The following is a 26,811-nucleotide window of genomic DNA, read 5'->3' as shown; positions in this document are numbered from 1 at the left end:
GGTAAGTCTATTTAATTTTCAAACATCTAATTGTTGCTATTAACAATACCAAAGGACCATTTTATTTGTCAAACAATTTTTTATATTGTTTTTTTACAGTTTAATTTTGTATCGTTTGGTAAGCGCTTTACTGAAATCTTTGTCACTTCCCATTCGCCTTCTTCGTTATTAAATGTAATCGTTACCTTCTCAAATGGTGGAGCAATTTTCCCAGCAACACGTTCATACTTTGTCACTTCAATACTTGCTTGAAATAAATATGTACCGCTATACACTTTTTTTAAACTAATAATTTTAGGACATTGATAAGGTTTCAAACTTCCATATTGTTTTTCAATTGCTTTATTTATTTTTGGAAATAAAACAGAATAAAGTGCATCTTCCATAAGAGGTGCATCATATTGAGCTACCGACACACTCGGTGAAGTAAAAAGTATAACACTACTGCATGCTATAAAATATAATAATTTTCGCATTATAACCTCCGTATATCACGCGATTCTTTCTACGTACGATAATTATCATACATAGAAATTCTGTTTTATTGTCTCCCACCAATCTTTTTCTACTCGATTATTATAAAAAAGCCCACAACCCCCTTTTATTTTCGTATAATGATACTCATAGTATAATAATCATAATAACAAAGGACTGTTCGTATATATAAAAGGAGTCGTTAAGCAAACTGACTCACAAGAACTGTCATGCTTTTTAGGAGAGGAGTATATTATGCTACAACATCTGTTTCCAAAACTGCGATTTGCACTCGTTGCAGTCGTTTTACTATGGATTAAAACATATATTGTGTACAAGCTAGCATTTGATATTAAAATTGATAATTTCTTTGAAGAATTCATGCTTTTTATTAATCCACTAGCTGCGTTACTTTTATTTTTCGGCTTAGCTTTACTTGCATCTAAGCACCGAAACCGAATTATAATTGGAATCAGTTTTATACTGTCATTTATTTTATTTGGAAACGCAATGTTTTATGGGTTCTATAACGATTTCGTTACTTTCCCGGTTTTATTCCAAACAAACAATATGGCTGATTTAGGGACAAGTATAAAAGAACTCTTTACGTACAAAACATTACTTTTATTTGCAGATGCAATTATTTTAATGTTTATTTCGCGTAAATTCCCATCATTTGGCGACAAAACACCACTTTCCCGCTCAGAGAAGCGAACTTTCTTTAGCGGTGTAACAGCTTTATTAGCACTACAAATTGTTGTATCAGTTATTTATAAACCACAAATGTTCTCACGCTCATTTGACCGTCAAACTGTTGTGAAAAATTTAGGTTTATACACATATCATCTATTTGATATTACACTTCAATCCAAGTCTTCAGCTGAGCGTGTATTTGCAAGTGGCGATGGATTTTCTGAAATTAAGAACTATACAGACTCAAAAGACAAGCAAGTTGATAAAAACTTATTTGGAGCTGCAAAAGGTAAAAATGTAATTTTAATTTCAATGGAATCTACACAAAGCTTTGTTATTAATAAAAAAATAAATGGAAAAGAAATTACACCATTTTTAAATGAATTTATTAAGGATAGCTTCTATTTCGATAACTTCTATCATCAAACTGGACAAGGTAAAACTTCTGATGCTGAATTTATCGTTGAAAACTCACTTTACCCACTAGATCGTGGTTCTGTATTCTTTACTCATGCAACAAATGAATACACAGCTACACCAGAACAATTAAAGAAATACGGATATTCTTCTGCCGTCTTCCATTCAAACGATAAAACGTTTTGGAATCGGGATGTAATGTATCCTACACTTGGATATGATCGTTACTTTAATTTAAATGATTACGTAGGAACGGAACAAATGTCTGTCGGTTGGGGATTAAAAGATAAAGAGTTCTTTGAACAATCTATTCCAAAGTTAAAATCTTTACCGCAACCGTTCTATACAAAATTTATTACATTAACAAATCATTTTCCGTTTCTTCTAAATCCGGAAGACCAATATGTTGATGAATTCAACTCAGAAAGTGGTGTTGTAAACCGCTACTTCCCAACTGTTCGTTACACAGATGAAGCTCTTAAATTATTTATTAAACAATTAAAAGAAGAAGGACTGTATGATAATTCCGTTATTGTCATTTATGGTGATCATTATGGTATTTCCGAAAACCATAACGCAGCTATGGCACAGTTCCTAGGAAAAGATACTATTACACCATTCGATTCTATGCAATTACAACGCGTTCCTCTTATTATTCATGTGCCTGGTCAAGAAGGAAAAGTTGTTTCTAAAGTATCTGGTCAAATTGATATTAAACCAACGCTCCTTCATTTACTTGGTATTAAAACAAATAAATCCGTTGAATTTGGAACTGACTTATTTATTAAAGAAAAAGACCCGCTTATGGTAATGCGTGATGGTAGCTTTGTTTCTGAAGAGTATGTTTATACAAAAAATATGTGCTACAAAAGAAGTACGGGTGAAGAAGCTGACATGACGCTATGTCAGCCGTATGTTGAAAAAGCAAAAACAGAATTAAAACTCTCCGATAAATTAATTTATGGAGATTTATTACGTTTCGATCCTAATAATCGATATAAAACCGGAACGATGACAACGAAATTTGAATAGTAAAGGAAGCAACTTTATACAAGTTGCTTCCTCTTTTTATTTTCACTTAATTTATTCCTCATCCTTCTATGAAATCTTTCACAAATTGGTAATTTCTTTCGTATGAGGAATAAATTTATGGTATGATAAAATAAGTAAACTTTCATACACTAATTAAGAATTTATTACAGAAAGCAAGGGATCAGATTTTGTATAGAGCAGCTATTCCAAACTTATTTACGCTCGGAAATTTATATAGCGGATTTTTATCAATCGGCTATGCATCTTTAGGATATTATAAATCAGCTGCTATTTTAGTACTTATCGGGATGATGTTAGATAGTCTTGATGGTCGTGTTGCTCGTTTATTACGTGTTGATTCACAAATGGGAAAAGAGCTCGACTCGCTTGCAGATGTCGTAACATTTGGTGCAGCACCTGCTGTTTTAATGTATTACACATCTTTCTCAAACTACGGAATCATCGGATTATACATAGCGGGATTATTCCCTCTTTTCGGGGCATATCGTTTAGCACGATTTAATGTAACACCATCTTCTACTTCAATGAAATATTTCACTGGAGTACCGATTACAGCAGCGGGAGGGCTTGTTGCTTTCTTAACATTATTTTCACATACCATTCCAAAAATCGTTCTTATTACCGTATTTGTAACGTTCGCATTTTTAATGGTGAGCCGCATTCGTATCCCAAGTTTAAAAGATGTACCAATTCCACGATATAGCATCATTATTACACTATTTTTAGTTGGAATCATTATTACAATGTATCAAACAGGATTTGGCAATTTTTCTGTTTTCTTATTCATTGCCATTCCACTATATATTTTGTACATGTTATCTCAATTCATTAGACAAAGACCGTCTAAAAAAGCGAATAAAGAAAAATAAGAAACCTTCCGAGTCCGGAAGGTTTCTTTTTATTTTGTGACTAATACCTTTTGATTTACAGGTGTTACTGGCTCTTCGCCGTTTAATACAGCTAAAATATTTCTGACAGCCATTTCAGCCATCGCATCACGAGTTTCAAACGTTGCATTCCCTACGTGTGGAGCAAGCACTACATTCTTTAATTCTTTTAGCTCTTCTGTAATTTTCGGTTCAAATTCAAACACATCAAGAGCTGCCCCTTCAATTTCATTCGTTTTTAATGCATGAGCAAGTGCCGCTTCATTCATAATTGGTCCACGTGAAGCATTTACAATATACGCTGTTTTCTTCATCATTTTAAACTGCTCTTCATCAATCATATGATGTAATTTTGGATTATAAGCACAGTTAATTGTAATAAAATCTGCTGTTTGTAATAATTCTTCCAACGTCACATACGTTGCTCCCAGTTCACTTTCAGCTTCAAGCTTACGATTTGGCCCTGTATATAAAACACCCATTCCAAATGCTCTCGCACGTTTTGCAACAGCCTTCCCGATTTCTCCAAGACCAATAATTCCAATTGTCTTACCGTGGACTTCTCGTCCTAAGAAAAATAACGGTGCCCATCCGTTAAATCCAGTCGTACGACATAACGTATCCCCTTCAGGAATTCTACGCGCCGCTGCTAAAAGAAGTGCAAATGTTAATTCTGCAGTCGCTTCCGTTGATACTTTCGGTGTATTCGTTACTGCAATTCCTTTTTCCCCAGCATACGTGTAATCAATATTGTCGTAACCAGCACCATAGTTTGCAACAATCTTTAAATGAGGCGCTGCATCAATAACTTCTTTTGGCACCTTTGTTGAAAGTAAACTTAACAATGCATCTTTATCTTTTACACGCTCTGTTAATTCATCTATAGAAATTAACTCCTCTTTATCGTACATTTCTACATCATGATCTTTTAATAGTTCTAATCCAATTTCTGGAATTTTTCCCGCTACTAATATTTTTGCCACTACTAACACCTCTTCTATAGAAAATAAGATATCTCTTATATTTCATTGTAAGAAATCCATATATAAAAACCAAGGAATTTGATTATAGTTTTGAAAATCGACACTTTTCCATAAAAAAAGAGGAGATACAACTCTCCCCTCTTCTTACGCTTTTTCCTGCGATTCTTTTCCGAGCTTCACATCAATAGTTCCTTCTGCAACCGTATCGCTAATTTGCTCCTCAATAACCGATTGAGATGCAGCATTCGTTTCAGACGTATAAGCTTGTTGCTGTGCAACTTGTACATTTTGTTTATTTTGTTGTTTCGCCATTTCTTACCCTCCTTTTCATTCTTTCTTATTTTGAACAAAAAGGACGGTTTTCATCAAAAAATCGCGTTTCATTTTAAATTTGTTACTTCTTCTTCAAGCAACCTCATTACTCTTGCTCGCTTCGTAAATGTTGCGACCTGAGTAACACCGTGAGCTCGTAATGTTTGTACATTTTCTTGTACATAATTCCCTAAATCATTTGGATAATGGGCATCCGAAGAAATCGTAATTGGAACACCATACTTAGCTAATACTTGTAAATATAGTGGACTTGGGCACATCTCACGAACAGGGTAACGATAGTACAGTCCTGCATTTATTTCTGTTGCCGTATTCGTTTCTACTAACGCACAGGCAATTTCCTTATAATAAGAAAGCTGTTCATTCTCATCCAATCGATAATTAAATACTTTTATATTATCAAGATGAGCGATAATATCAAATAACTCTGTATGAATCGCACTCTCAACTGTTTTAAAAAACGTATCGTATAATGTGCGTAGGTCATGCACCTCAAAATATTCTTTCGTATCCGGATTATCAAATCCCCAGCCATTTAGAAAATGAACGGAACCAATTACATAATCAAAGTCTCCTAGCGCTAATAATTCTTTTAACTCTCCTTCACAATCAAGAAAATAATCCGCTTCAATTCCAAGTTTAAGTGTGACACCTCTTTTACTCCATCGTTCTTTCGCTTCTTCAATTGCCTTTGTAAAATCATACAGTGAAACTACCCTTACTTGATCTAACCATTCCTTCTGTATACGACCAAGCTTAGAATCACTAATATCTACATATTTTTCATAATATCCTTTCGCTTCATGAAAACGATATAGATGATCAACAATTCCCACTTCTTTTATTCCTTTTCGCACAGCTTCTTCTAAATAGAGATCCATCCATTCTTTTGTAAATGGCCCTTCCTTCACACGCTTTTGCAAACGCTCTTGTGTTTTCATAAGCCAATCAATAGAATGCCTTTCTTGAAGCGGTTCATAACATTCCAACGCTTCATTTATTTTAGCAAGCCATCTTATTGAATACGGTCCTTCTTCTAAGTGAAGATGATAATCTACTTTCATATACATTCCCCCTTATAATGTATCTATTTCCCTTCTATCCCCAACTCTCGAAAGCTTTCCATTTCGTTCTTTCACCTCTCGCATGACATCTTCCAATGCAATATTTTTTTCAGCCAATAAAACGAAACAGTGATAAAATACATCAACCATTTCTTTCACTACTTCTTCTTTATCATTATTTTTACATGCGATAATTACTTCAGCGCACTCTTCACCAATTTTCTTTAAAATTTTATCTTCTCCTTTTGAAAATAAATAATTTGTATACGATTCAGGAAGTGGGCTTTCCTTTCGTTCTTCAATTGTTTTATACAGCAACTTAAAGGCATTTTCCATATGTATCCCCCCTATATAATTTGATAGTGAAAGCATGTCTTCTCCCCCGTATGACAAGCAGGCCCTACTTGTTTCACATTCACAACAATTGAATCTTGATCACAATCTAAGTATAGAGATTGCACATATTGAACATTCCCTGATGTTTCTCCCTTATTCCATAACGACTGCCTCGAACGAGAATAAAACCATGTTCTTTTCGTCTCTAACGTTTTTTCATATGCGTCTTCATTCATATAAGCTAGCATTAAAACTTCTTTCGTACCTTCTTCGATGACAATTGCTGGTATTAATCCTTTTGAAAAATTAGGTTTCATAACCGCACCTCAACATTTGCATCTCTTAATTTTCGCTTTACACTCTGCACTGTCGCCTCACCATAATGAAATATGGATGCCGCTAACGCTGCATCAACCGTTGTCTTTTGAAAAACTTCTATAATGTGATCCGTATGACCACAGCCCCCTGATGCGATGACTGGAATGGAAACACTTTTTGAAATCTCTTCTGTTAAACGAAGATCATATCCACTTTTCGTTCCATCTGCATCCATACTCGTTAACAAAATTTCACCCGCCCCGAGCTTAACAACACGCTTCGCCCATTCTATAGCATCCATTTCTGTGTCAACTCTTCCACCGTTGACGTATACGTTCCATTTATCTTCCGCTACTTTTCTAGCGTCAATTGCGACGACAATACATTGTGATCCAAAGTGTTCTGCCCCTTCTTCGATTAGCTTCGGGTTTCGCACTGCCGCTGAGTTTATTGAAACTTTGTCTGCTCCAGCTCTTAGTAAATTGTACATATCTTTCACACTTGAAATCCCCCCGCCAACCGTAAGAGGAATAAATACTTTTGCTGCTGTTTTTTCTACAACATCTATAATCGTTTTTCTTCCTTCATGGGTCGCCGTAATATCTAAAAATACGATTTCATCTGCCCCTGCCTCGTTATATGCTTCAGCTATTTCAACCGGATCACCGACATCTTGTAATCCTATAAAATTTACACCCTTTACGACTCGCCCTTCTTTCACATCTAGACATGGAATAATTCGTTTCGCTAACATAACTTCGTTACCTGTAATACTTCTTCTAAATCAATCTTTTTCTCGTAAAGCGCCTTTCCAATTATGACACCATATATATTCATATCATTTAACTTTTTCACATCTTGAATAGATGCCACTCCTCCAGAGGCAATGAGACGAATGCCCACACTTTTTTGAAGTAACGTCAATTGTTCAAAATTTGGCCCTGCAAGCGTCCCGTCTTTCGAAATGTCTGTAAACACAATCGTTTGAACACCTAAACTTTCCATTTGTTTCGCTAAACTAATATAAGAAATTTCAGACAAATCAAGCCAACCTCTCGTTGCTACGAAACCATTTTTCGCATCAATTCCAACAATGATTTTCTCTTTATATAGATGAACTGCTTCCTCTAAAAATGACTTATCATAAAGAGCCGCTGTTCCTAAAATCACTTTTTCTACACCTACTGACAATAACTTCTCCACCGCTTTAAGTGAACGAATTCCTCCTCCCACTTGCACAGGAATACGTACCGCCTTGCAGATTTTTTCAATGACGAGAAAATTTAGCGACTCGCCAGCAATTGCACCGTCTAAATCAACAATGTGTAGTATTTCCGCTCCAAGCTTTTCAAATATGATCGCCTGCGCTACCGGATCTTCATTCATCACCGTTTCTTTACTAAACTCTCCTTGATAAAGTCTAACGCATCGCCCTTCCTTTAAATCGATAGCCGGGAAGATTTCCATGCTTCTACCACCCCTTGAAAATTTTTTAATATTTGCATGCCAATTTCACCACTTTTTTCTGGATGAAACTGTGCACCAAATACATTTCCTTTCGCTACAAACCCTGGTACTTGCATTCCATAATCACTTACTCCGCATACAATTTCATCTGGACAATCCGCGTAATATGAATGAACATAATACACGAAAGAACCATCTACTAATCCATTCCAAAGCGGAAATTCTCTTTCCTTCCTTAATTCATTCCATCCCATATGAGGAATTTTATACGAAACTTTTAACTTACGAATTTCCCCTGGTAGTAAACCTAACCCACTACAACCTTTTAGTTCCTCACTTCGTTCAAATAAAAGCTGCATGCCCAAACATATACCGAGGAGTGGTTTTCCTATATCACAAACTTCTTTTAGTACACACACTAAATCTCTTTCTTCTAATACTTCCATCGCTTTCGGAAATGCACCTACTCCCGGTAAAATCACGCCATCGCTTCTCAATATCTCTTCTTTATCACTCGTTACAATGTGCTCTGCCCCAATATATTTTAATGCTTGCTCTACACTACGAATATTCCCCATTCCATAATCTATAATGGCAATCAATTACAACATCCCTTTCGTTGAATTTACACCAGTAATGTTGGCATTTTTTTCGACCGCTTCTCTAAGCGCTCTACCAAAAGCTTTAAATAATGCTTCAATTTTGTGATGTGTATTACTTCCATATAGAACGCGCGCATGTAATGTAATATTGGCAGCATGTGCAACTGCTCTAAAAAATTCTTCCGTCAATTCTGTATCAAAATCCCCGAGCTTCGGATTTGTTAATTCCCCTTGAAATACACAATATGAGCGTCCACTTATATCAATTGCGACAAATCCTAAAGATTCATCCATCGGTACATACGCTGAACCGTAACGATTAATTCTCTCTTTATTTTGCAATGCTTCTTTCAAGCAATTTCCGAGTACAATTCCAACATCTTCAACGGTGTGATGTGCATCGACAAATACATCACCTTCTGCCTCAACTTGCAATCCAAATCTTCCATGTCTAGCAAATAAAGTCAGCATATGATCGAAAAAACCAATCCCCGTTTGAATAGATACATTCGTACTTTCATCAAGCTGCAAACTTAATTTAATTTTTGTTTCTGTCGTCTGACGTACTTGACTGGACTGACGCATTATTTTTCCTCCTCAAACCTTATTTGGATTGCTCTCGCATGTGCATGTAACCCTTCTTTATTTGCAAGCTCTACAATATGATGCTGTACATTTTTTAATGCTTCCTCCGTATAAGAAATAAAACTTGATTTTTTCACGAAATCATCGACTGATAACGGAGAAAAAAATCTTGCCGTTCCGCTCGTTGGTAATACATGATTCGGTCCCGCCAAATAATCCCCGAGCGGTTCAGGTGCATATGGCCCAAGGAAAATAGAGCCTGCATGTTTCACATAATCTAGAGCATTCATCGGTTCTTTTATATGTAACTCTAAATGTTCTGGAGCAATTTCATTTGATAACTTTAGTGCCTCCTCTAAAGAAGGAACGATAAAGATGGCTCCATTTCTATTTATTGATTCACGTGCAATTTCACTTCTTGGTAACATTTCTAACTGTCTTTCTACCTCTTTTTCTACTTCTTTAGCTAGTTCCATATTCGTTGTAATACAAATTGCCGTTGCTCTCTCATCATGCTCTGCTTGCGATAATAAATCCGCTGCGATATATTTTGCATTACCTGTTTCATCCGCGACAACTACAATTTCTGATGGACCAGCAATCATATCGATATTTACTATTCCGTATACTTCTCGTTTCGCTAGAGCGACGTACAAATTTCCCGGTCCAACTATTTTATCCACTTTCGGAATCGATTCCGTCCCGTATGCTAAAGCCGCAATTGCTTGCGCGCCACCTATCGTATAAATTTCATCTACCCCCGCAAGATTTGCAGCAGCTAATATATGAGGATCAATTCCTTCTTTCCTCGGCGGTGTTACCATTACAATTTTTTTCACACCTGCGAGTTTCGCCGGCAATACATTCATTAATACTGAAGAAGGATATGAGGCTGTCCCACCCGGTACATATACACCTATATTTTCTAATGGCCGAATGAGCTGTCCTCTAATTATGCCTTTACTTTCACAATCGAATATTGAGTACTTCTTTTGCTTTTCGTGATACGAAACAATGTTTTTCTTCGCCTCTTTTAAAGCTTCTAAAAATGAATTCTCTACAAGCATACTCGCTTGCTGTATTTCTTCTTCACTTACACAAAAATCTTTCATCTCTACACCATCAAACTTTTTTGTATAGAAAGATAAAGCCTCATCTTTCCCTTCCCTTACATTTCTAATGATTTCTCTTACACTTCTTTGAACAGTTTCTTCTATTATATTAGCGTTTTCTCTTAGCACTTTTATTTTAGATAATGCCTCCTTAAAGTCTTCATAAATGATTTCCATTTTAAGTCCTCCTATTTCCCTGATAAGATTTCTTGCTCCATCATATTTACAATACTGAATATTTCGTCTTTTTTAGTTTTTAAGGCCGCCTTATTTACAATCATCCGAGCCGATATAGAGTGCATTTCCTCAAATACAATAAGTCCATTCTCTTGTAATGTTTTTCCTGTTTCAACAATATCTACAATTGCATCTGCCAATCCAAGAAGAGGAGCGATTTCTACAGAACCTTCTATTTTAATAATTTCTACGTCCTCTCCCTTATCATGAAAATAAGTAGAAGTAATATGTGGGTATTTCGTAGCAATTCTTTTCTTCCGGTAACTTTTCGGATTATACGTAGGAATAGAAGCAACACAAAACTTACAAATCCCTACTCCTAAATCCAGCATTTCATAAATATCTTTCTCGTTTTCCATTAAAATATCTTTTCCAACGATCCCAATATCAGCTACCCCATGTTCTACATAAGTAGCAACATCAACCGCTTTTACTAAAATAAATGAAACATTTGTATTTTTACTTTGAAATACAAGCTTCCGACCTTTATTTTTGAGTTCCGAACAATCAATTCCAATCTGCTCAAAGAGTGGAATTACATGTTTTTCTAATCTTCCTTTCGTTAACGCAATTTGAATGTTACGCATGAAGTCTCTCCTTCTTTCTGGACTACCCATTTCTCATTCCACACATATTCCACTAAGTATTCATTCTTTGCCTCAACGACCGTTCCTATTTTATTTTTTCTTGCAAATTGAAAGGTATCGCTTAAATTAGAGAATAGAGATAACCAGGCATTTTTCCCGTCCTTTCGAAGTAAATTTCGTAACCTTTCTGCTTCTGCTAATCTATTTAACTCATAATGAATCACAATATCAATTTGATTTCGTTCATATGGTTCTTGCTGCTCTTGTAGCGCCTTCACAATTTGATTTACTTGCACCGCGAGTCCAACAGCCGGCAGCGTTTCTCCAAAATTCCCAATTAGCTCATCATATCTTCCGCCACTAACGATTTCTTCTCCAATTTCATATATATATCCTTTGAAAATAACACCCGTATAGTAATCTAAGTGTTGAATCATGCCTAAATCAATTGATATGTAAGAACCATATCCTAACGTTTCCATTGTTTCATACATTTCTTTTACTCTTGCAATTGCCATTTTCATTTCATTACTTGAAGCAAGCTTTTCTGCTTCCTCAATAACTTCTAAATTTCCAAATAGCCTCGGTAATTTCTCAAGTAATCTTACTGTCTCATCGCATCGATCTAATTTCTTTTCTCCGATGAAATTTGAGAGGGCAGCATAATTTTTACTTTCTATATACGTTCTAAGTACCCTTTCTTCTTCATCATGGATGGAGAGCTTTTTTACAATACATTTATATAACTGTACTTGCCCAATCTCAATTGTAAAAGATTGCACATTCAACTTTTGAAGTGCTTGAATGACACTTATTACGCATTCAATTTCAGCTCTTACATTATCAATCCCGATAACTTCAATACCACTTTGTACGATTTCATTATATTTTCCAGAATGGGATTCATTTGCTCGAAATACATTCCCGCTATACGTCACTTTAAGTGGCGTATCCCATCTCTGTGTTCCAATAACTCTCGCTAAAGGAATTGTCATATCTGGACGTAAAACGATAATCCTTCCCTTTTCATCAAAAAATTTATACATCTTCTCTTCATCTATCGGTCTATTTTGAAATGCAAAAACATCATAAAATTCAATTGTAGGTGTTCTTATTTCCTCATAACCTCTCTCTAAAAAAGTAAGCCTTAATTTTTGCTCCACTTCTTCAATTAATGTACATTCTTCGAATAAATAATCTCTCGTTCCATTCGGGTTTGCCCGCTTCCATTTTGTCATCTAAATTTTCACACCTTTCCCCTTCTAATGTATGCCGATTTCATTCACCTAAGCCGAAAATAAAAAGAGCCTTGTAGACAAAATACCTACAAGGCTCTTCAATAGAGTGTAGGTACAACGGGAATACCCCTTGTACCTACACGTTTTCACGCTAGGTTCAAGGGTTTCATGTATGATGATGTAGTTGTGTAAGCATTGTAATAGATCGCACGATATTCATAATACTTACTCCCTTTCTCCTCTGATTTTCACATAGTATATAACAGTTAATTTTGAATGTAAATACATTTTTAATATTCCGTCACTTTTTTAATATAAAGCCACTTTTCTTTCATACTCTTTTATTTCTTGTTCATATTGCATTGTAATACTAATTTCATCTAAACCATTTAATAACTTCTCTTTCCACATTTTCTCGATTGTAAAATGGAATCTATGCGTATTCGTTGTAATTACTTCATTTTCTAAATCAACTGTGATTTGTTCCCTCGCATCTGTTTTAGCAAGTTGTTCACGCATATCTTTATCCATTACAATCGGTAACATGCCATTCTTCATACAATTCATATAAAAGATATCGGCAAATCCTCCAGCGATAATAACGCGGAAACCATAATCAGCAAGCGCCCATGGAGCATGTTCTCTTGACGAGCCACATCCAAAATTATCACCTGTAATTAATATGCTGGCTCCTTTTCTTTCTTGTGCATTAAGAGGAAAATTAGGGTTTTCTTGGCGATTATTATCATATCGCCACTCATCAAATAAAAACTTCCCAAACCCAGTTCTTTCAATTCTCTTTAAATATTGCTTCGGAATAATTTGATCTGTATCAATGTTATCATTCATCAGTACTGCGGCAGTACCTTTATGAATACGAAATGGCTCCATCATAACTCTCCTTTCTAATATCAACAAAATGACCATATAACGCAGCCGCAGCCGCCATTGCCGGGCTAACTAAATGCGTTCGTGCTCCCTTTCCTTGTCTTCCTTCAAAATTGCGATTTGACGTAGAGGCACAATGTTCTCCTTCAGGCACTTGATCTGGATTCATACCTAGACACATTGAGCATCCGGGCTCTCTCCATTCAAATCCAGCTTCTTCAAATATGCGATGTAATCCTTTATGCATCGCTGCTTCTCTTACCCTTTGAGATCCGGGTACAACAAGTGCTCGCACACCTTCTTTTACTTTCTTACCTTTCACGACAGATGCAGCAATTTCTAAGTCAGAAAGCCTAGAATTTGTACAAGATCCAATGAAAACATGTTGAACTGGAATGTCATACGTACTTTGTCCGGGACTCAATCCCATATAAGAAAACGCTCTTTCGTCATTTGCATCATACTTTTCTGGCAATTTCTCATCAATCCGAACACCCATACTAGGATTTGTTCCCCACGTAACGTACGGCGCTAAATCCGTAACATCTACTGAAATATGTAAATCATAAACTGCATCTAAATCTGTATAAAGTTCTGACCATTTTTTCTTAATAGATTCATAGTCTTTCGGCGCATATTTACGCCCTTTTACGTAAGCAACCGTTTTTTCATCTGGTGCAATAATACCAGCCTTTGCTCCCCCTTCAATTGCCATATTGCAAAGCGTCATCCTCTCTTCCATATCCATAGCATGAATGGTCTCTCCGTAAAACTCCATTACGTAACCTGTTCCAACTGCTACTCCGTACTTTGAAAGGAGATGTAAAATAATATCTTTCGCATAAACACCTTGCGGTAACTTTCCTTTTAACTCAATGCCCATCGCTTTCGGCTTTCGTTGCCATAACGTTTGCGTTGCCAATACATGTTCCACTTCACTCGTACCAATACCAAACGCTAGTGCACCAAAAGCACCGTGTGTTGCTGTATGACTATCACCACAAACAATCGTTTTTCCTGGCTGTGTGAGTCCAAGTTCTGGTCCTATAACATGAACGATCCCTTGCTCTTCATCTCCGATATCCGCTAATGGCACCTGAAATTGTTTACAATTTTCCCGAAGTGTATCTAGTTGCTGCTTCGCAATACGATCGGTAATATTCCAAACATCTTTCGTTGGAATATTATGATCCATCGTTGCAAATGTTAAATCTGGTCTGCGGACTCTTCGATTTGTAAGCCGCAAGCCTTCAAAGGCTTGCGGTGACGTTACTTCATGAACAAGATGTAGATCGATATATAATAAATCCAATCCATTTTCATTAGTCGCAACTACATGTCTTTCCCAAAGCTTATCTAGTAACCTTTTCCCCATTATTTTCCTCTCCCTACTAACGCTTGCTCTTCCATTTCTTGAATAACTGCCTTTGTAAATGAAATTGTCGTTTCAGTCCCCCCGATATCTGCTGTACATTTTCCTGATTTAAGGACTGCAGAAACTGCTTCTTCAATTGCATATCCTTCCCTCGTTAATCCGAACGATTGCCCAAGCATCATTGCAACAGAACGCATCATCGCAATTGGATTCGCCTTATTTTTCCCCGCAATATCCGGCGCTGATCCGTGAATAGGCTCGTATAATGAAGGCCCCTTTTCAGCGTGACTTGCTGATGGAAGCATTCCTAATGATCCAGCTAATACTGAAGCCTCATCACTTAAAATATCACCAAATAAATTTTCCGTTACAATAACGTCAAATCTTCCTGGATTTCGAATTAATTCCATAGCCGCTGCATCTACTAAAATGTGTTCTACTTCCACATTTGGGTAGCGAAGTGCTACTTCTTCTGTCACAGTTCTCCATAGTTTACTAGACTCTAAAACATTCGCTTTATCAATAGATGTTACTTTTTTCTTCCGCTTATTCGCTAATTGAAAAGCATACGAAACGATACGTTCAATTTCATGGCGATGATACGTAAGTGTATCTGTCGCCACTTCTTCCGTTCGCTCTTTCGGATAAGAAAAATAAATTCCGCCTGTTAATTCACGAACGACAACGAAATCAATTTCATCCACATTTTTTAATGGTGATAAATGTGCAGTTGCACTTTCTACCGTTACAGGGCGAACATTCGCAAATACACCGAGTCCTTTTCTTAATGCTAATAATCCTTTCTCAGGCCTTTCTTTCGCACTATCCCACCTTGGTCCACCTACTGCTCCAAGTAAAACCGCATCACTCGCTAAACAGGCGGCAAGTGTTCGCTGTGGTAATGGTTGCCCAGTTAAATCGATAGCAACACCACCAAAGTACTCATCTTGCAAATGAAAATGATGTCCATATAGCCTTTCTACCATATGCAATACTTCCTTCGCACTTTCCATAACTTCTGGACCGACACCATCACCAGCTAAACAAACGATACGTTTTTCCATTTTTAACACTCCTTTTAACTGAATTTTCAGAACTTTAATTTGATAGGTGAGGAAAACTTCTCTCACCTATCAAATATTTATTTCACAAGCGCTATAAGAGATTTTAATTTCCCTGCTGCATGGACATAAGCTCTCGCCGACGCTTCCAATACGTCTTGCGCAACTCCGAAACCTGATATTTGGTGACTACCTTCTTTTAATTCAACATGAACGTGAGCAAGTGCATCTTGACCTTGTGTAATAGATTGTATGCGATAATCTGCCAATTCACATTCTAGTCCTAAAATTCTTTGAATCGCATTGTATATCGCTTCAATACTACCAGAACCAGTGGCTGCATCTTCATATACATTTCCTTCCTCATCCTTCAGCACAACTGTTGCGCATTGTGTACTATTTGATACGAAATGCACTTGTAATTGCGTAATGTTATATTGCTGGGCTGCAAATGCTGCTTCACCAAGCATAAGTGCGCGTAAATCTTCCTCAGTAATTTCCTTTTTACGATCAGCCAATTTTTTAAACGCTTCGAATACCGCATCTCGCTCTTCATTTGTAAATTCATAACCAAGCTCTTTCATTTTTTCCGTAAACGCATGACGGCCAGAATGTTTCCCAAGTACAAAGAGATTTTGAGATTCTCCTATAAGCGCTGGTTCGATAATTTCATAAGTTGTTACTTCTTTTAGAACCCCATCTTGGTGGATGCCTGATTCATGAGCAAATGCATTCGCTCCAACGATTGCTTTATTTTTCGGTACAACCATACCCGTTAACCTGCTTACTAATGTACTCGTCGCCTTAATCTCTTTTAAAGTCATAGAAGGTTCTGCTTTATAAAAATCTTTTCTAATATGAAGAGCAACCGCAACTTCTTCTAACGCTGCATTCCCTGCTCTTTCTCCAATGCCATTAATCGTTCCTTCTACTTGCAATGCTCCGCCTTCAACCGCAGCTAACGAATTTGCTACTGCCATACCAAGATCATCGTGACAGTGACAAGAAAAAATCGCTTTTTCATACGATGGAACGGATTCTTGTAAGTATTTGAAAAGAGAATAATATTCTTCTGGATTCGTATATCCAACTGTATCCGGAATATTAATTACATTCGCTCCTGCGCGAATCGCAGTTTCTACTGCTTCAGCTAAAAATGCTCTCGATGTTCTTGTCGCATCTTCTGCAGAAAATTGTACTGTCGGAAATAATGATTTTCCAAGCGTAACCGAACGATGAATACTATTTAACACGTCTTCTTTTGACATACAAAGTTTATATTTCATATGAATATCACTCGTAGCTAGAAATACGTGTAGACGAGGAGATACAGCACCTTTCACTGCTTCATATGCTCTTCGAATGTCACTTTCTTTCGCTCTAGCTAAACTCATAACCGTAGCATTTTGAATTGTATTCGCGATGCGTTTTACTGATTGGAAGTCACCTTCGGAAGCTGCCGCGAATCCAGCTTCCATTACATGAATACCAAGCCTCTCTAATTGCCTAGCAATTTGTAATTTCTCTTGTTCATTTAAATTTACTCCTGGTGATTGTTCGCCATCACGAAGCGTTGTATCCATGAACAAAATCTGCTTCATATTATTTAATCCCTACCTTTACTCGCGGCTGTACGAAAGGCATCATTTCACGTAATTTACGTCCAACTACTTCAATTTCATGTTCATTCTCTTTCTCATTTGTCGCGTGGAAATTTGGTCTTCCTGCTTTATGCTCTGCAATCCAGCCTCTTGCAAATGTACCATCTTGAATTTCTGCTAATACTGCCCCCATCGCTTTCTTCGTATCTTCAGTAACAACGCGTGGTCCTGATACGAAGTCTCCCCACTGCGCTGTATCTGAAACTGAATATCTCATATTTTCAAGTCCACCTTCATACATAAGGTCAACGATTAGCTTCAGTTCATGTAAACATTCAAAATATGCAAGTTCAGGCTGGTATCCCGCATCAACTAACGTTTCAAACCCTGCTTTTACAAGTGCAGTCACTCCGCCGCAGAGTACAGCTTGCTCTCCAAATAAATCTGTTTCTGTTTCTTCTTTAAACGTCGTTTCTAATACACCAGCTCTCGTTGCTCCAATTCCGTCAGCATAAGAAAGTGCTTTTTCAGTCGCAACTCCTGTTGCATCTTGATATACGGCAAATAGTGCAGGAACAGCCCCGCCCTCGGCGAACGTACGGCGTACGAGATGCCCCGGTCCTTTTGGCGCTACTAGAAATACATCTACATTAGCTGGTGGTTTTACTTGATCAAAGTGAACATTAAATCCATGTGCGAACACGAGAGAATTTCCGGCTTGTAAATTTGGTTCAATTTCAGCTTTATATACTTCTGGTTGTAATTCATCAGGCAGTAGAATCATTACTACATCAGCTTTTTCCGCTGCTTCTGCTACTGTATATACAGAAAATCCATCTTCATTCGCTTTATCCCAAGACTTACCTTTTCTTAAACCTACTACTACATCAAATCCGTTATCACGTAAATTTTGCGCATGCGCATGACCTTGCGAGCCATATCCGATGATTGCTACTTTCTTTTCCTTTAATACATTTACTGTTACATCTTTCTCATAATAAACTTTTGCCATTTTCATTTCCCCCTATATTTAAATGATTATTGAATTAACATAACTTGCTTATCTTGTTTTTTCATACTACGTGTAAATGCTGTTACACCTGTTCTCGCAATTTCTTTCAAACCGTATGGTCTAAGTAATTCAATTAACGCTTCCACTTTATCTTGCGTACCTGTTACTTGCACAACTATGGAATCCTTCCCAACATCTATTACAGCGGCTCGAAACGGTTCAATTAAACTATATAATTCCGCCCTTGCTACAGAAGTTGCTACTTTAATAAGAGCAAGCTCTCTAGCAATCATCGCTTCTTCTGTAATATCTGATACTTTCAGAACATCGATTTGCTTATGAAGTTGTTTAATTAACTGCTCAACTTGCTGTTCACTTTCCACATGCACAACTATCGTCATTCGCGATATATCTGATGATTCCGTATGACCTACTGAAATACTTTCAATATTAAAATGTCTTCGTGTCATAACCCCTGTAATTCGGTTTAACACACCACTTTGATTTCGAACTGTCGCTGTAACAATTCTCTTCACCTTTTTTCCACTCCTTCCATTTGGTGAACGCCTTTCCCGGGCGCAACCATCGGCATAACTTTCTCAGATTGAAGTACACGGCAATCAATTAAGACTGGTTCTTTTAATTCAATCGCATGCTTCAACTGCTTCTTTGCAAGAAGTGGATCATCAATACGAACAGCTTTTATACCATACGCATTCGCAAGAGCGACGAAATCTGGTTGACACGACAATAAGGAATGTGAATATCTTTGATTATAAAATTCGTCTTGCCATTGCCTTACCATTCCTAAAGCTTCATTATTTAAAATAAATACTTTAACAGGTAAAGAATGTTCTTTTAATACACTTAATTCTTGTAGAGTCATTTGAAACCCAGCGTCACCAACAATTGCAATGACTAGTTCTTCAGGCTTTGCGATTTGCGCACCAATTGCTGCTGGAAATCCGAATCCCATCGTTCCCAATCCGCCAGAAGTTACCCATTTATCTGGATTTTTCAGCGGATAATATTGCGCTGCCCACATTTGATGTTGCCCAACGTCTGTTGTTACAATCGCTTCTCCTTTCGTGATTTCATATAGCATATCAATTGCGTATTGAGGTTTAATACTTTCAGAGTTTCGTTTATAAGAGAATGGATACTGTTCTTTTCTACTCTTTAATAAAGAGATCCATTCATGATGATTTCCTTTCCTTCCTTCTGGTTGAAGTAATACTTCCAATGCCCGCTTAGCACTTGCAACAATAGGAATTTCAGTCGGCACATTTTTTCCGATTTCTGCTGGATCGATATCGATATGCGCGACAGTCGCTCCTTTAGCAAAATAAGCTAAATTTCCAGTAAGCCGATCATCAAATCTCGCGCCTACATTAATGAGTAAGTCGCATTCATATAACGCCATATTGGCTGTGTAAGAACCATGCATTCCCCCCATCCCTAGAAAAAGTTCATCATCTGGCGGAAAGCCACCAAGACCAAGTAATGTATGCACAACAGGAATTTCATATTTACGCGCAAAACTTGTTAACTCTTTTGATGCTTTCGCATGCAATACACCTGCTCCAGCTAAAATTAACGGCTTGTTTGCAGCACTAATTGCTTGTAATAATTTGTTTATTTGGAGTAAATTCGGTTCATAATTTGGGTTGTATCCTGGTAAATCCATTTGCACATCATTACATCGTTCTCCTTGCTCTACTACCATATCTTTCGGAAGATCGATCACGACTGGGCCTGGTCTTCCTGTTTTAGCAATATGAAATGCTTCTTTAATAATTCGAGGTAAATCTGAAGCCTTTCGCACTTGATAGTTATGTTTTGTCACCGGCATTGTAAGCCCCATAATATCCGCTTCTTGGAAAGCATCACTTCCAATTAACGTTGTTGCTACTTGCCCTGTAAATACAACAAGTGGTAATGAATCAATCATCGCATCTGCTAGACCAGTAATCACATTTGTAGCACCTGGACCACTCGTTGCAATGACAACCCCTGGATTACCAGTAATTCTGGCATACCCTTCAGCAGCGTGAATTGCTCCTTGCTCATGCCTTGTTAAAATATGAGGAATTTCACAATCATACAGTGCATCATAGAGAGGTAAAACAGCACCACCAGGATAACCGAAAATCACTTCTACTCCTTCCTTTTCTAGCGCTTCTAACAATAGCTGTGCACCAGTTGCCAGTTTCTCTTCCGTTTTTGAAGACATTGTTCTTATAAGCCCCCTTTTTGAAAACCTTTATCAATAAAAAAAATCCTACGTCCACACTCCAGCTATGTGCTGAAGGGACGAAAGATTTCGCGGTACCACCCTTCTTTGCAAGAATACTCTTGCCTCAGTGACCCATAAATGGATCTAGCTAATAACGGAGCTACCGTCTAAGCCTAGACAAATGCTTCAGCTTAGCACTCAAGGGCGATGTTCGTCGACGTGAACCATCGGTTTTCAGCAACCACCGACTCTCTGTGAGGCTTCACAATCAACTACTCCTCCCTCTCAACGCTTTCTTATGTTATAAAAAGTTGTTATCCAACTTTATTTTCTTCGTAAATTTTCTCTCCATCTTCTATAACTAACTTTCGGAATTCTTCCAATAAACGATTCGTATGTGGACCCGTTTGCCCTAAACCAATCGTTCTACCATCTACTGTCGTAACAGCAATAACTTCAGCAGCTGTTCCTGTTAAAAACACTTCATCAGCTACATATACATCATGTCTTGTAAATAACTCTTCTCTTACGTCATATCCAAGTTTTTCGCCGATTTCTAAAATGGCGTTTCGTGTAATACCTTCTAACGCTCCAGCAGAACTTGGTGGTGTAATTAATTTATTTCCTTTAACAATAAACACGTTATCTCCTGATCCTTCAGCTACATATCCTTGATCATTTAACATAAGTGCTTCTTGTACTCCAGCTAATTTCGCTTCAATACGAACTAAAATATTGTTTAAGTAATTTAAAGATTTTACTTGAGGGGATAAAACATCGGGACGATTTCGGCGCGTTGCAACTGTTACAACTGGAATCCCTTTCTCATAATATTCTTGTGGGAATAAAGATAATTGTTCTGCAATTACTACTACATTCGGCTTCTTACATGAATCGGGATCCAATCCAAGATTTCCTGCTCCTCTTGATACAACAAGGCGAATGTATCCATTAGATAATTTATTTTGTCGAATCGTCTCAACAACAATATTCGTTACTTCATCTAATGAATATGGAATTTCTAAAAGGATTGATTTTGCTGATTCATACAACCGGACAAGATGCTCTCTCAAACGGAAAACATTACCGCTATAAACTCTAATTCCTTCAAATACTCCATCGCCATATAAATAGCCATGATCATATACCGAAACTTTTGCTTCATCTTTCGGAACAAATTCTCCATTTAAGAAAATCCATTGCTCATTCACTGGAAGTGCCTCCTATGTTCTATGAATTTTTTATTGTTTCCTAGTTTACTCTCCTTTTTAAATAAATCAAGTAAATTTTTAGAAAATTTATAATTTTTAATCGTACGTACATCTTCAATTATATTGATTTAACAACATTGTTAACGTTTACAAAAAGTCCGAAAATTTTTTTCGCCAATTTTCACTAAAAAAATATTTGTTTAAAAGAAGGATTTTCATCAATTAATACGAATCTATTGTATTCAATAAACGGACGTCCGATTTTATAAATCCGGGAATATATAACGACTTTTGCTGAAAAAGGGGGAAAATAACAAAAATAGCGCTGTCTAAAAATAACATTCATATTTTTCATTTCGTAATCATAATCCTATTTTTAAAAAACAATTTGTCAAAATGAAGGAGGAAATAAATATGGCATGTGTACAAATTAAAGGAACGAGACAAGAGGTAGTAGAAATGTTGCAATTATTTGATCTAATGGACACGAAAGGTTTTTGTAAATTCGATAATTACGTAGAGGTAGAACCAAACACGCAAGAACATAATCATTTTATTGCTTCAATCGACATCCATTCAAATACTTCTTCTGCACAAGATACATTAAACGATCAATTCGTTAGTCAAATGCTTACTGGCGTATATAACGACTAAACAAAGATTTACTTCCTACCGTCTTTTCATAAATATATGCAGTGAACTTGAGCATACTAGCAATTAGATGGTAGGAGGTGAGAATTATGGCTAGAATTGGCGTTGAAAACTCATTAACAGACGTTCAACAAGCTCTTCAGCAACAAGGTCATGAAGTTGTTACACTTAACTCAGAACAGGATGCACAAGGGTGTGATTGTTGCATTGTAACTGGGCAAGATTCTAATGTGATGGGCATTGCAGATGCATCAATTAAAGGATCAGTCATTACAGCTCACGGTTTAACAACGGATGAAATTTGTCAACAAGTTGAAATTCGCACTTAAAAAAAGAAAGAGGACTCCTTTTGAAAAGGAGTCCTCTTTTTTATATTCACCTAACGGGAAAGTAACATATACTGGATGAAAGCCCTACCTCTCTCTCATCATTACGGTTCCACTGACCGCTCCTTGATTCACTAGTATACCTATAAAGCTTACACTTATAATTTATAGGGTTTGTTCACAAAAGTTGTTGGTAAGACTACCCGATCTTTCGCAAACTTTTCGTATTACATTTATAAGATTTATTTACTTTATACTAGCTGTAACCGAGACACGAATTAAAATTTTAACATCAATAAAATAACTTGTCAACATTTTTTGTAAATTAAAAACAGACAGTAACGGTTTGTCTGTTTTAGAATGGAGCTTTTTCTTTTATTACATATACAACAAAACCGCTTACTAACATACATAAACCAACTACTAAGTTTTTGATATTAATCATAAATTCCTCTCCCTTATTCCACACATCATATATATTTACAGTTCAATTATTCCGATCATCCTAAAGCGCACTTTTTCTAATATATCATAATTCCTAAAAAATGCAAGTTCACTTTTGGCGACCATTTACAAATTTATCTACAGTGCTTGGTACCGTATTTAAAGCCTTTTCAATTAAATGTGTACTACTATTGAGGTGTAATACTTGCACACCGTTAGAACCGACTACTAAAAAAGCAACTGGGCTAATAGAAACCCCAGCCCCGCTTCCTCCTCCAAATGGATGCCCTTGCTTTTTCTCTTTATGCTGATTTTGCCCACCGTTATGTTTTTCAGTAATGAAATCCCCTTTAAAATCACTTCCACCAGCTCCAAAACCAAAAGCCACCTGAGATACTGTTAATACTACATTTCCGTCAGCTGTTGAGACCGGGCTCCCAACAATTGTATTTACATCTACCATCTCTTTTAAATTTGTCATTGCCGTTTTCATTAAATTTTCAATTGGATGTTCCATTATGTATTGCACCCTTTCCTCTTTATTCCTTTTTATACTTTCCAAAATAGAGGAAGTCATACTAACTTTTCCTATTTCAAGAAAACATTTTCCTCCTTTTAAAAGATACTACTCCCTGTACATGCTCCGGTATAGTGAAACTTTAATCAGTAGGATGTGTACGTAGCTCGACTCCCACAAATAGCAGGATAAAAAAGAAAAAGAGATACATACTACTATTGAACCTTGTTATGAAAGGAGTCATGACTTTGACTGAGAAATTTGATGATTATAAAAGAAGAGATAGAATAGATAGTGATTATAGTGACTATAAAGAAGAGTACGCCGCTGAGGTTGCACCACAACGCATTGATTATGATTACGATGATAAAGACGATAAAGATGTTGTAAAATCATCCGCCGCTGGATCAACTGCTGGTTTTATCGCTCTTGCGCTATCTATCTTATCGCTATTTACATTCCCAACACTATTTGGTCTTGTTTCTGTTTTACTCGGTATTTACGCTTATAATCGCGGAGCTACTGTAACTGGCGGTATCGCTGCAGTTGTCGGTGGGATTGCTGCACTTATCGCAATTTTATTCCGAGTAGCACTTATTGGTTTATTGTTCTCCCTGTTCTAAAAAAGAAAAAGGTATCTCGCTTAACGCGGGATACCTTATCCTGTAAACACATCTTCCGATGGATATTTTATTTTTTGTTTTGCTGGTCGCGCTAAAGAAAACACAAGTGTTAACGGTCCAATTAATCCGCAAAACATAACAAACATAATAATACATTTTCCGAATGCCGATAGCTTTGCAGTAATTCCCATCGTTAATCCGACTGTGCCAAACGCTGATATTGTCTCAAATAATAATTGAATAAAGCTGAAGTTTTCTGTAAGCATTAATATAAATACCGCTGTAAAAATAAGTATTTGACTAGCAACAGCAATCGCTAAGGCCCTCGTTACTGTCGACATTTTAATTGTACGCTGAAATAAAACAATTTCTTCCTTTTTTCTAAAGAAAGAAAGGACAGATGTAATTAAGATAACAAACGTTGTTAATTTAATTCCTCCACCTGTTGATACACTTCCTGCACCAATAAACATTAAAATCATCGTAAATAATATAGATGATTCTTCCATACCTCCATAGTCAATCGTATTAAATCCAGCTGTCCGCGGGGTAATACCTTGAAAGAAGGAAGCCCATAGTTTTTCATTTAAAGATAAATTCCCTAACGTCTTCACATTATTATATTCCAATACAAAAATTACAATCATTGCTATAACATTTAACACTACTGTTCCAATAATCATTATTTTTGAGTGAAGTGATAATTTTCGAAAACTGCGACTATACCATATATCAATTAATACGGTAAAACCGAGTCCACCTATTACAATTAAAGAGCAAATCCCAATATTAATAATGGGATCCCCTACATATCTTGTTAAATTATCTGGCCATAAAGCAAATCCTGCATTATTATAAGATGCAATTACATGAAAAATACTATAGTATAAACCTTTTCCAAAACCAAACTCTGGAATAAAGCGAAACGATAAAAAGATGACCCCAATAAGCTCAATACAAATCGAAAATATAAAGACACGCTTTACTAATTTTACAAGACCACCTATATTTGTTTGATTAAATGCTTCTCCAATTAATAAACGATGGCGTAATCCGATTTTTTTGCCTAATACCCAAACAATTAAAATGGCAATTGTCATAAGACCTAGACCACCTGTTTGAATTAAAAACATAATAACAATTTCGCCAAACATCGTAAATGTACTTGCTGTATCCACTACTCCCAAACCAGTTACGGTCGCTGCTGACGTTGCTGTAAAGAAAGCATCTACCCAACTAATATGTGCTTTCGTTGCGAATGGTAACTTTAATAACAAACCGCCAACCACAATTAAGCAGAAAAAACCTAATGCTAATATTTGTGGTGGGTTTAATCGTATAAGACGATTATACAGCCCTTGTTTTTTTGTTACTTCCATATCACTAACTCCCTTATTAAAGTGAAGCTTTCCCCTCATAAATAAAAAGCTTTTAAAAAGCCCTTAAACAATTGGGACAAACCTTATATTCTTATAATATAGTTGAGCATAATCCTTTTTTTCATAGATTACAACTTTTATTTATATTCAGATTCCTTTTTGTTTTATGCTGGAAAACTATATATCCTAGCTCAATATTGCTAGCAATAACAATTTCATATGTACTATTTTTCAAATCCCCATATCTTTCACTCTATGTTCACATAGAGGTCACATCCACCTTTTATAGTATATGTATCGAAGCTGTTCCTCCCTAATTTTTAAGACATTCCCCAGTGTCTTTGAATAGCTTCCATCCCTAATTAAATTGACATAAATTGTCCCCTTCCTTGACCATCTTATAAATGATGGTCTTATTTTTTTGTCTTTCTATCTTTTCTTTAAAACTCCCTCTCTCTTTCACTCTATGTTCACACAGAGGTCACATCCACCTTTTATAGTATATGTATCGAAGCTGTTCCTCCCTAATTTTTAAGACATTCCCCAGTGTCTTTGAATAGCTTCCATCCCTAATTAAATTGACATAAATTGTCCCCTTCCTTGACCATCTTATAAATGATGGTCTTATTTTTTTGTCTTTCTATCTTTTCTTTAAAACTCCCTCTCTCTTTCACCCTATGTTCACATGAGAGTCACACCTACCTTTTATAGTATATATATCGAAGTTGTTCCTCCCTAATTTTTAAGACATTCCCCAGTGTCTTTGAACAACTTCCATCCCTAATTAAATTGACATAAATTGTCCCCTTCCTTGACCATCTTATAAATGATGGTCTTATTTTTTTGTCTTTCTATCTTTTCTTTAAAACTCCCTCTCTCTTTCACCCTATGTTCACATGAGAGTCACACCTACCTTTTATAGTATATGTATCGAAGTTGTTCCTCCCTAATTTTTAAGACATTCCCCAGTGTCTTAAAGCAGCTTCCATCCCTAATTAAATTGACATAAATTGTCCCCTTCCCTAGACCATCCTATGTGATGGTCTATTTTATTTTCCAAACACAAAATCAGTCTATCTACACTTAAATAAAAACAAAAAA

The 26,811-nt window shown here is 36.5% G+C and carries 29 protein-coding genes and 1 other annotated feature; of the genes, 5 read left to right on the top strand and 24 right to left on the bottom strand.

All coding sequences use genetic code 11. The features are described 5' to 3' along the window. Nucleotides 1–80 precede the first annotated feature (80 nt). A complete protein-coding gene (locus BCG9842_RS06835; RefSeq protein WP_001228823.1) occupies nt 81–476 on the bottom strand; it encodes a DUF3888 domain-containing protein in 396 nt (131 codons plus the stop codon). Between the two features lie 253 nt (nt 477–729). Between BCG9842_RS06835 and BCG9842_RS06830 the strand changes: the two genes are divergently transcribed. Together BCG9842_RS06830 and pssA are read left to right on the top strand one after the other, a co-directional pair. Further along, nucleotides 730–2,616, top strand: coding sequence for an LTA synthase family protein (locus BCG9842_RS06830; RefSeq protein ID WP_000939085.1), 1,887 nt, complete (start codon nt 730–732; stop codon nt 2,614–2,616). Between the two features lie 188 nt (nt 2,617–2,804). Beyond that, nucleotides 2,805–3,506, top strand: a complete 702-nt coding sequence (gene pssA / locus BCG9842_RS06825; RefSeq protein ID WP_000285417.1) for a CDP-diacylglycerol--serine O-phosphatidyltransferase — start codon at nt 2,805–2,807, stop codon at nt 3,504–3,506. 29 nt (nt 3,507–3,535) lie between these two features. Here pssA and BCG9842_RS06820 read toward each other — a convergent pair whose 3' ends face one another. The 20 genes from BCG9842_RS06820 to ilvE form a co-directional block, all read right to left on the bottom strand. Then, nucleotides 3,536–4,507, bottom strand: a complete 972-nt coding sequence (locus BCG9842_RS06820) for an NAD(P)-dependent oxidoreductase (RefSeq protein ID WP_001062837.1) — start codon at nt 4,505–4,507, stop codon at nt 3,536–3,538. Nucleotides 4,508–4,651: 144 nt separating this feature from the next. Next, entirely contained in the window at nt 4,652–4,819 is a 168-nt protein-coding gene (locus BCG9842_RS06815; protein WP_001118893.1) for a DUF4025 domain-containing protein, read from the bottom strand. A 68-nt stretch (nt 4,820–4,887) separates the two neighbouring features. Then, nucleotides 4,888–5,904: a histidinol phosphate phosphatase domain-containing protein gene (locus BCG9842_RS06810; RefSeq protein ID WP_000861857.1), complete on the bottom strand. Its 1,017-nt coding sequence runs from the start codon at nt 5,902–5,904 to the stop codon at nt 4,888–4,890. A gap of 12 nt (nt 5,905–5,916) precedes the next feature. Next, nucleotides 5,917–6,240, bottom strand: coding sequence for a phosphoribosyl-ATP diphosphatase (hisE, locus tag BCG9842_RS06805; protein ID WP_000426355.1), 324 nt, complete (start codon nt 6,238–6,240; stop codon nt 5,917–5,919). A gap of 11 nt (nt 6,241–6,251) precedes the next feature. Further along, entirely contained in the window at nt 6,252–6,557 is a 306-nt protein-coding gene (gene hisI / locus BCG9842_RS06800) for a phosphoribosyl-AMP cyclohydrolase (RefSeq protein WP_000803959.1), read from the bottom strand. Continuing rightward, complete coding sequence (gene hisF / locus BCG9842_RS06795) at nt 6,554–7,312, bottom strand: imidazoleglycerol phosphate synthase cyclase subunit (protein WP_000880105.1); 759 nt, start codon at nt 7,310–7,312, stop codon at nt 6,554–6,556. The genes hisI and hisF overlap by 4 nt, the downstream gene beginning before the upstream one ends. After that, nucleotides 7,306–8,025 carry a 1-(5-phosphoribosyl)-5-[(5-phosphoribosylamino)methylideneamino]imidazole-4-carboxamide isomerase gene (gene hisA / locus BCG9842_RS06790; protein WP_000402290.1) on the bottom strand — a complete coding sequence of 240 codons (720 nt, stop codon included), beginning with the start codon at nt 8,023–8,025 and terminating at the stop codon, nt 7,306–7,308. The genes hisF and hisA overlap by 7 nt, the downstream gene beginning before the upstream one ends. Further along, complete coding sequence (gene hisH, locus BCG9842_RS06785) at nt 7,998–8,627, bottom strand: imidazole glycerol phosphate synthase subunit HisH (RefSeq protein ID WP_000560346.1); 630 nt, start codon at nt 8,625–8,627, stop codon at nt 7,998–8,000. Before hisH ends, hisA begins: the two co-directional genes overlap by 28 nt. After that, nucleotides 8,628–9,212 (bottom strand): imidazoleglycerol-phosphate dehydratase HisB, encoded by a 585-nt coding sequence (gene hisB / locus BCG9842_RS06780; RefSeq protein ID WP_001249962.1) that lies wholly within the window; start codon nt 9,210–9,212, stop codon nt 8,628–8,630. It abuts the gene before it with no gap. Continuing rightward, nucleotides 9,212–10,501 carry a histidinol dehydrogenase gene (gene hisD, locus BCG9842_RS06775; protein ID WP_000402915.1) on the bottom strand — a complete coding sequence of 430 codons (1,290 nt, stop codon included), beginning with the start codon at nt 10,499–10,501 and terminating at the stop codon, nt 9,212–9,214. The genes hisB and hisD overlap by 1 nt, the downstream gene beginning before the upstream one ends. Nucleotides 10,502–10,512: 11 nt before the next feature. Continuing rightward, the gene (gene hisG, locus BCG9842_RS06770) at nt 10,513–11,148 is read right to left on the bottom strand and encodes an ATP phosphoribosyltransferase (protein WP_001244492.1); all 636 of its coding nucleotides are present in this window, start codon (nt 11,146–11,148) and stop codon (nt 10,513–10,515) included. Then, nucleotides 11,124–12,386, bottom strand: a complete 1,263-nt coding sequence (locus tag BCG9842_RS06765) for an ATP phosphoribosyltransferase regulatory subunit (protein ID WP_000170302.1) — start codon at nt 12,384–12,386, stop codon at nt 11,124–11,126. The genes hisG and BCG9842_RS06765 overlap by 25 nt, the downstream gene beginning before the upstream one ends. 309 nt (nt 12,387–12,695) lie before the next feature. Next, complete coding sequence (leuD, locus tag BCG9842_RS06760) at nt 12,696–13,277, bottom strand: 3-isopropylmalate dehydratase small subunit (RefSeq protein WP_000433191.1); 582 nt, start codon at nt 13,275–13,277, stop codon at nt 12,696–12,698. Then, nucleotides 13,255–14,649, bottom strand: a complete 1,395-nt coding sequence (leuC, locus tag BCG9842_RS06755) for a 3-isopropylmalate dehydratase large subunit (protein WP_000518094.1) — start codon at nt 14,647–14,649, stop codon at nt 13,255–13,257. The genes leuD and leuC overlap by 23 nt, the downstream gene beginning before the upstream one ends. Continuing rightward, nucleotides 14,649–15,713, bottom strand: a complete 1,065-nt coding sequence (gene leuB / locus BCG9842_RS06750) for a 3-isopropylmalate dehydrogenase (protein WP_000415389.1) — start codon at nt 15,711–15,713, stop codon at nt 14,649–14,651. The genes leuC and leuB overlap by 1 nt, the downstream gene beginning before the upstream one ends. Before the next feature lie 77 nt (nt 15,714–15,790). Continuing rightward, nucleotides 15,791–17,311 carry a 2-isopropylmalate synthase gene (gene leuA / locus BCG9842_RS06745; protein WP_000809594.1) on the bottom strand — a complete coding sequence of 507 codons (1,521 nt, stop codon included), beginning with the start codon at nt 17,309–17,311 and terminating at the stop codon, nt 15,791–15,793. Between the two features lies 1 nt (nt 17,312). Continuing rightward, nucleotides 17,313–18,323 carry a ketol-acid reductoisomerase gene (ilvC, locus tag BCG9842_RS06740; protein WP_001151745.1) on the bottom strand — a complete coding sequence of 337 codons (1,011 nt, stop codon included), beginning with the start codon at nt 18,321–18,323 and terminating at the stop codon, nt 17,313–17,315. Nucleotides 18,324–18,349: 26 nt separating this feature from the next. Next, nucleotides 18,350–18,859: an acetolactate synthase small subunit gene (gene ilvN / locus BCG9842_RS06735; protein ID WP_000822952.1), complete on the bottom strand. Its 510-nt coding sequence runs from the start codon at nt 18,857–18,859 to the stop codon at nt 18,350–18,352. Beyond that, the gene (gene ilvB, locus BCG9842_RS06730; RefSeq protein ID WP_000095839.1) at nt 18,856–20,556 is read right to left on the bottom strand and encodes an acetolactate synthase large subunit; all 1,701 of its coding nucleotides are present in this window, start codon (nt 20,554–20,556) and stop codon (nt 18,856–18,858) included. Before ilvB ends, ilvN begins: the two co-directional genes overlap by 4 nt. A 73-nt stretch (nt 20,557–20,629) precedes the next feature. Beyond that, nucleotides 20,630–20,857: a binding site (T-box leader), on the bottom strand. Nucleotides 20,858–20,873: 16 nt separating this feature from the next. Continuing rightward, nucleotides 20,874–21,770, bottom strand: a complete 897-nt coding sequence (gene ilvE / locus BCG9842_RS06725) for a branched-chain-amino-acid transaminase (protein ID WP_001005485.1) — start codon at nt 21,768–21,770, stop codon at nt 20,874–20,876. Nucleotides 21,771–22,184: 414 nt separating this feature from the next. Between ilvE and BCG9842_RS06720 the strand changes: the two genes are divergently transcribed. Beyond that, nucleotides 22,185–22,424: a DUF3911 family protein gene (locus BCG9842_RS06720; protein ID WP_000752514.1), complete on the top strand. Its 240-nt coding sequence runs from the start codon at nt 22,185–22,187 to the stop codon at nt 22,422–22,424. Between the two features lie 86 nt (nt 22,425–22,510). Then, nucleotides 22,511–22,750 (top strand): YkuS family protein, encoded by a 240-nt coding sequence (locus BCG9842_RS06715; protein ID WP_000101016.1) that lies wholly within the window; start codon nt 22,511–22,513, stop codon nt 22,748–22,750. Between the two features lie 352 nt (nt 22,751–23,102). Here BCG9842_RS06715 and BCG9842_RS06710 read toward each other — a convergent pair whose 3' ends face one another. Beyond that, complete coding sequence (locus BCG9842_RS06710; RefSeq protein WP_000608225.1) at nt 23,103–23,192, bottom strand: hypothetical protein; 90 nt, start codon at nt 23,190–23,192, stop codon at nt 23,103–23,105. A gap of 108 nt (nt 23,193–23,300) precedes the next feature. Continuing rightward, complete coding sequence (gene ytfJ / locus BCG9842_RS06705) at nt 23,301–23,768, bottom strand: GerW family sporulation protein (protein WP_000204240.1); 468 nt, start codon at nt 23,766–23,768, stop codon at nt 23,301–23,303. Nucleotides 23,769–23,956: 188 nt separating this feature from the next. Between ytfJ and BCG9842_RS06700 the strand changes: the two genes are divergently transcribed. Next, entirely contained in the window at nt 23,957–24,331 is a 375-nt protein-coding gene (locus tag BCG9842_RS06700; RefSeq protein WP_000136546.1) for a hypothetical protein, read from the top strand. A 35-nt stretch (nt 24,332–24,366) separates the two neighbouring features. On the opposite strand, the gene BCG9842_RS06695 is transcribed toward BCG9842_RS06700, so the two are convergent. Continuing rightward, a complete protein-coding gene (locus tag BCG9842_RS06695; RefSeq protein ID WP_000454114.1) occupies nt 24,367–25,710 on the bottom strand; it encodes a TrkH family potassium uptake protein in 1,344 nt (447 codons plus the stop codon). Nucleotides 25,711–26,811: the final 1,101 nt, after the last annotated feature.

The sequence above is a fragment of the Bacillus cereus G9842 genome, assembly GCF_000021305.1.
Classification (GTDB): Bacteria; Bacillota; Bacilli; order Bacillales; family Bacillaceae_G; genus Bacillus_A; species Bacillus_A thuringiensis_S.
Note: the sequence above shows the minus strand (reverse complement) of the source record. Positions and strands in the feature narration are given on the sequence as shown.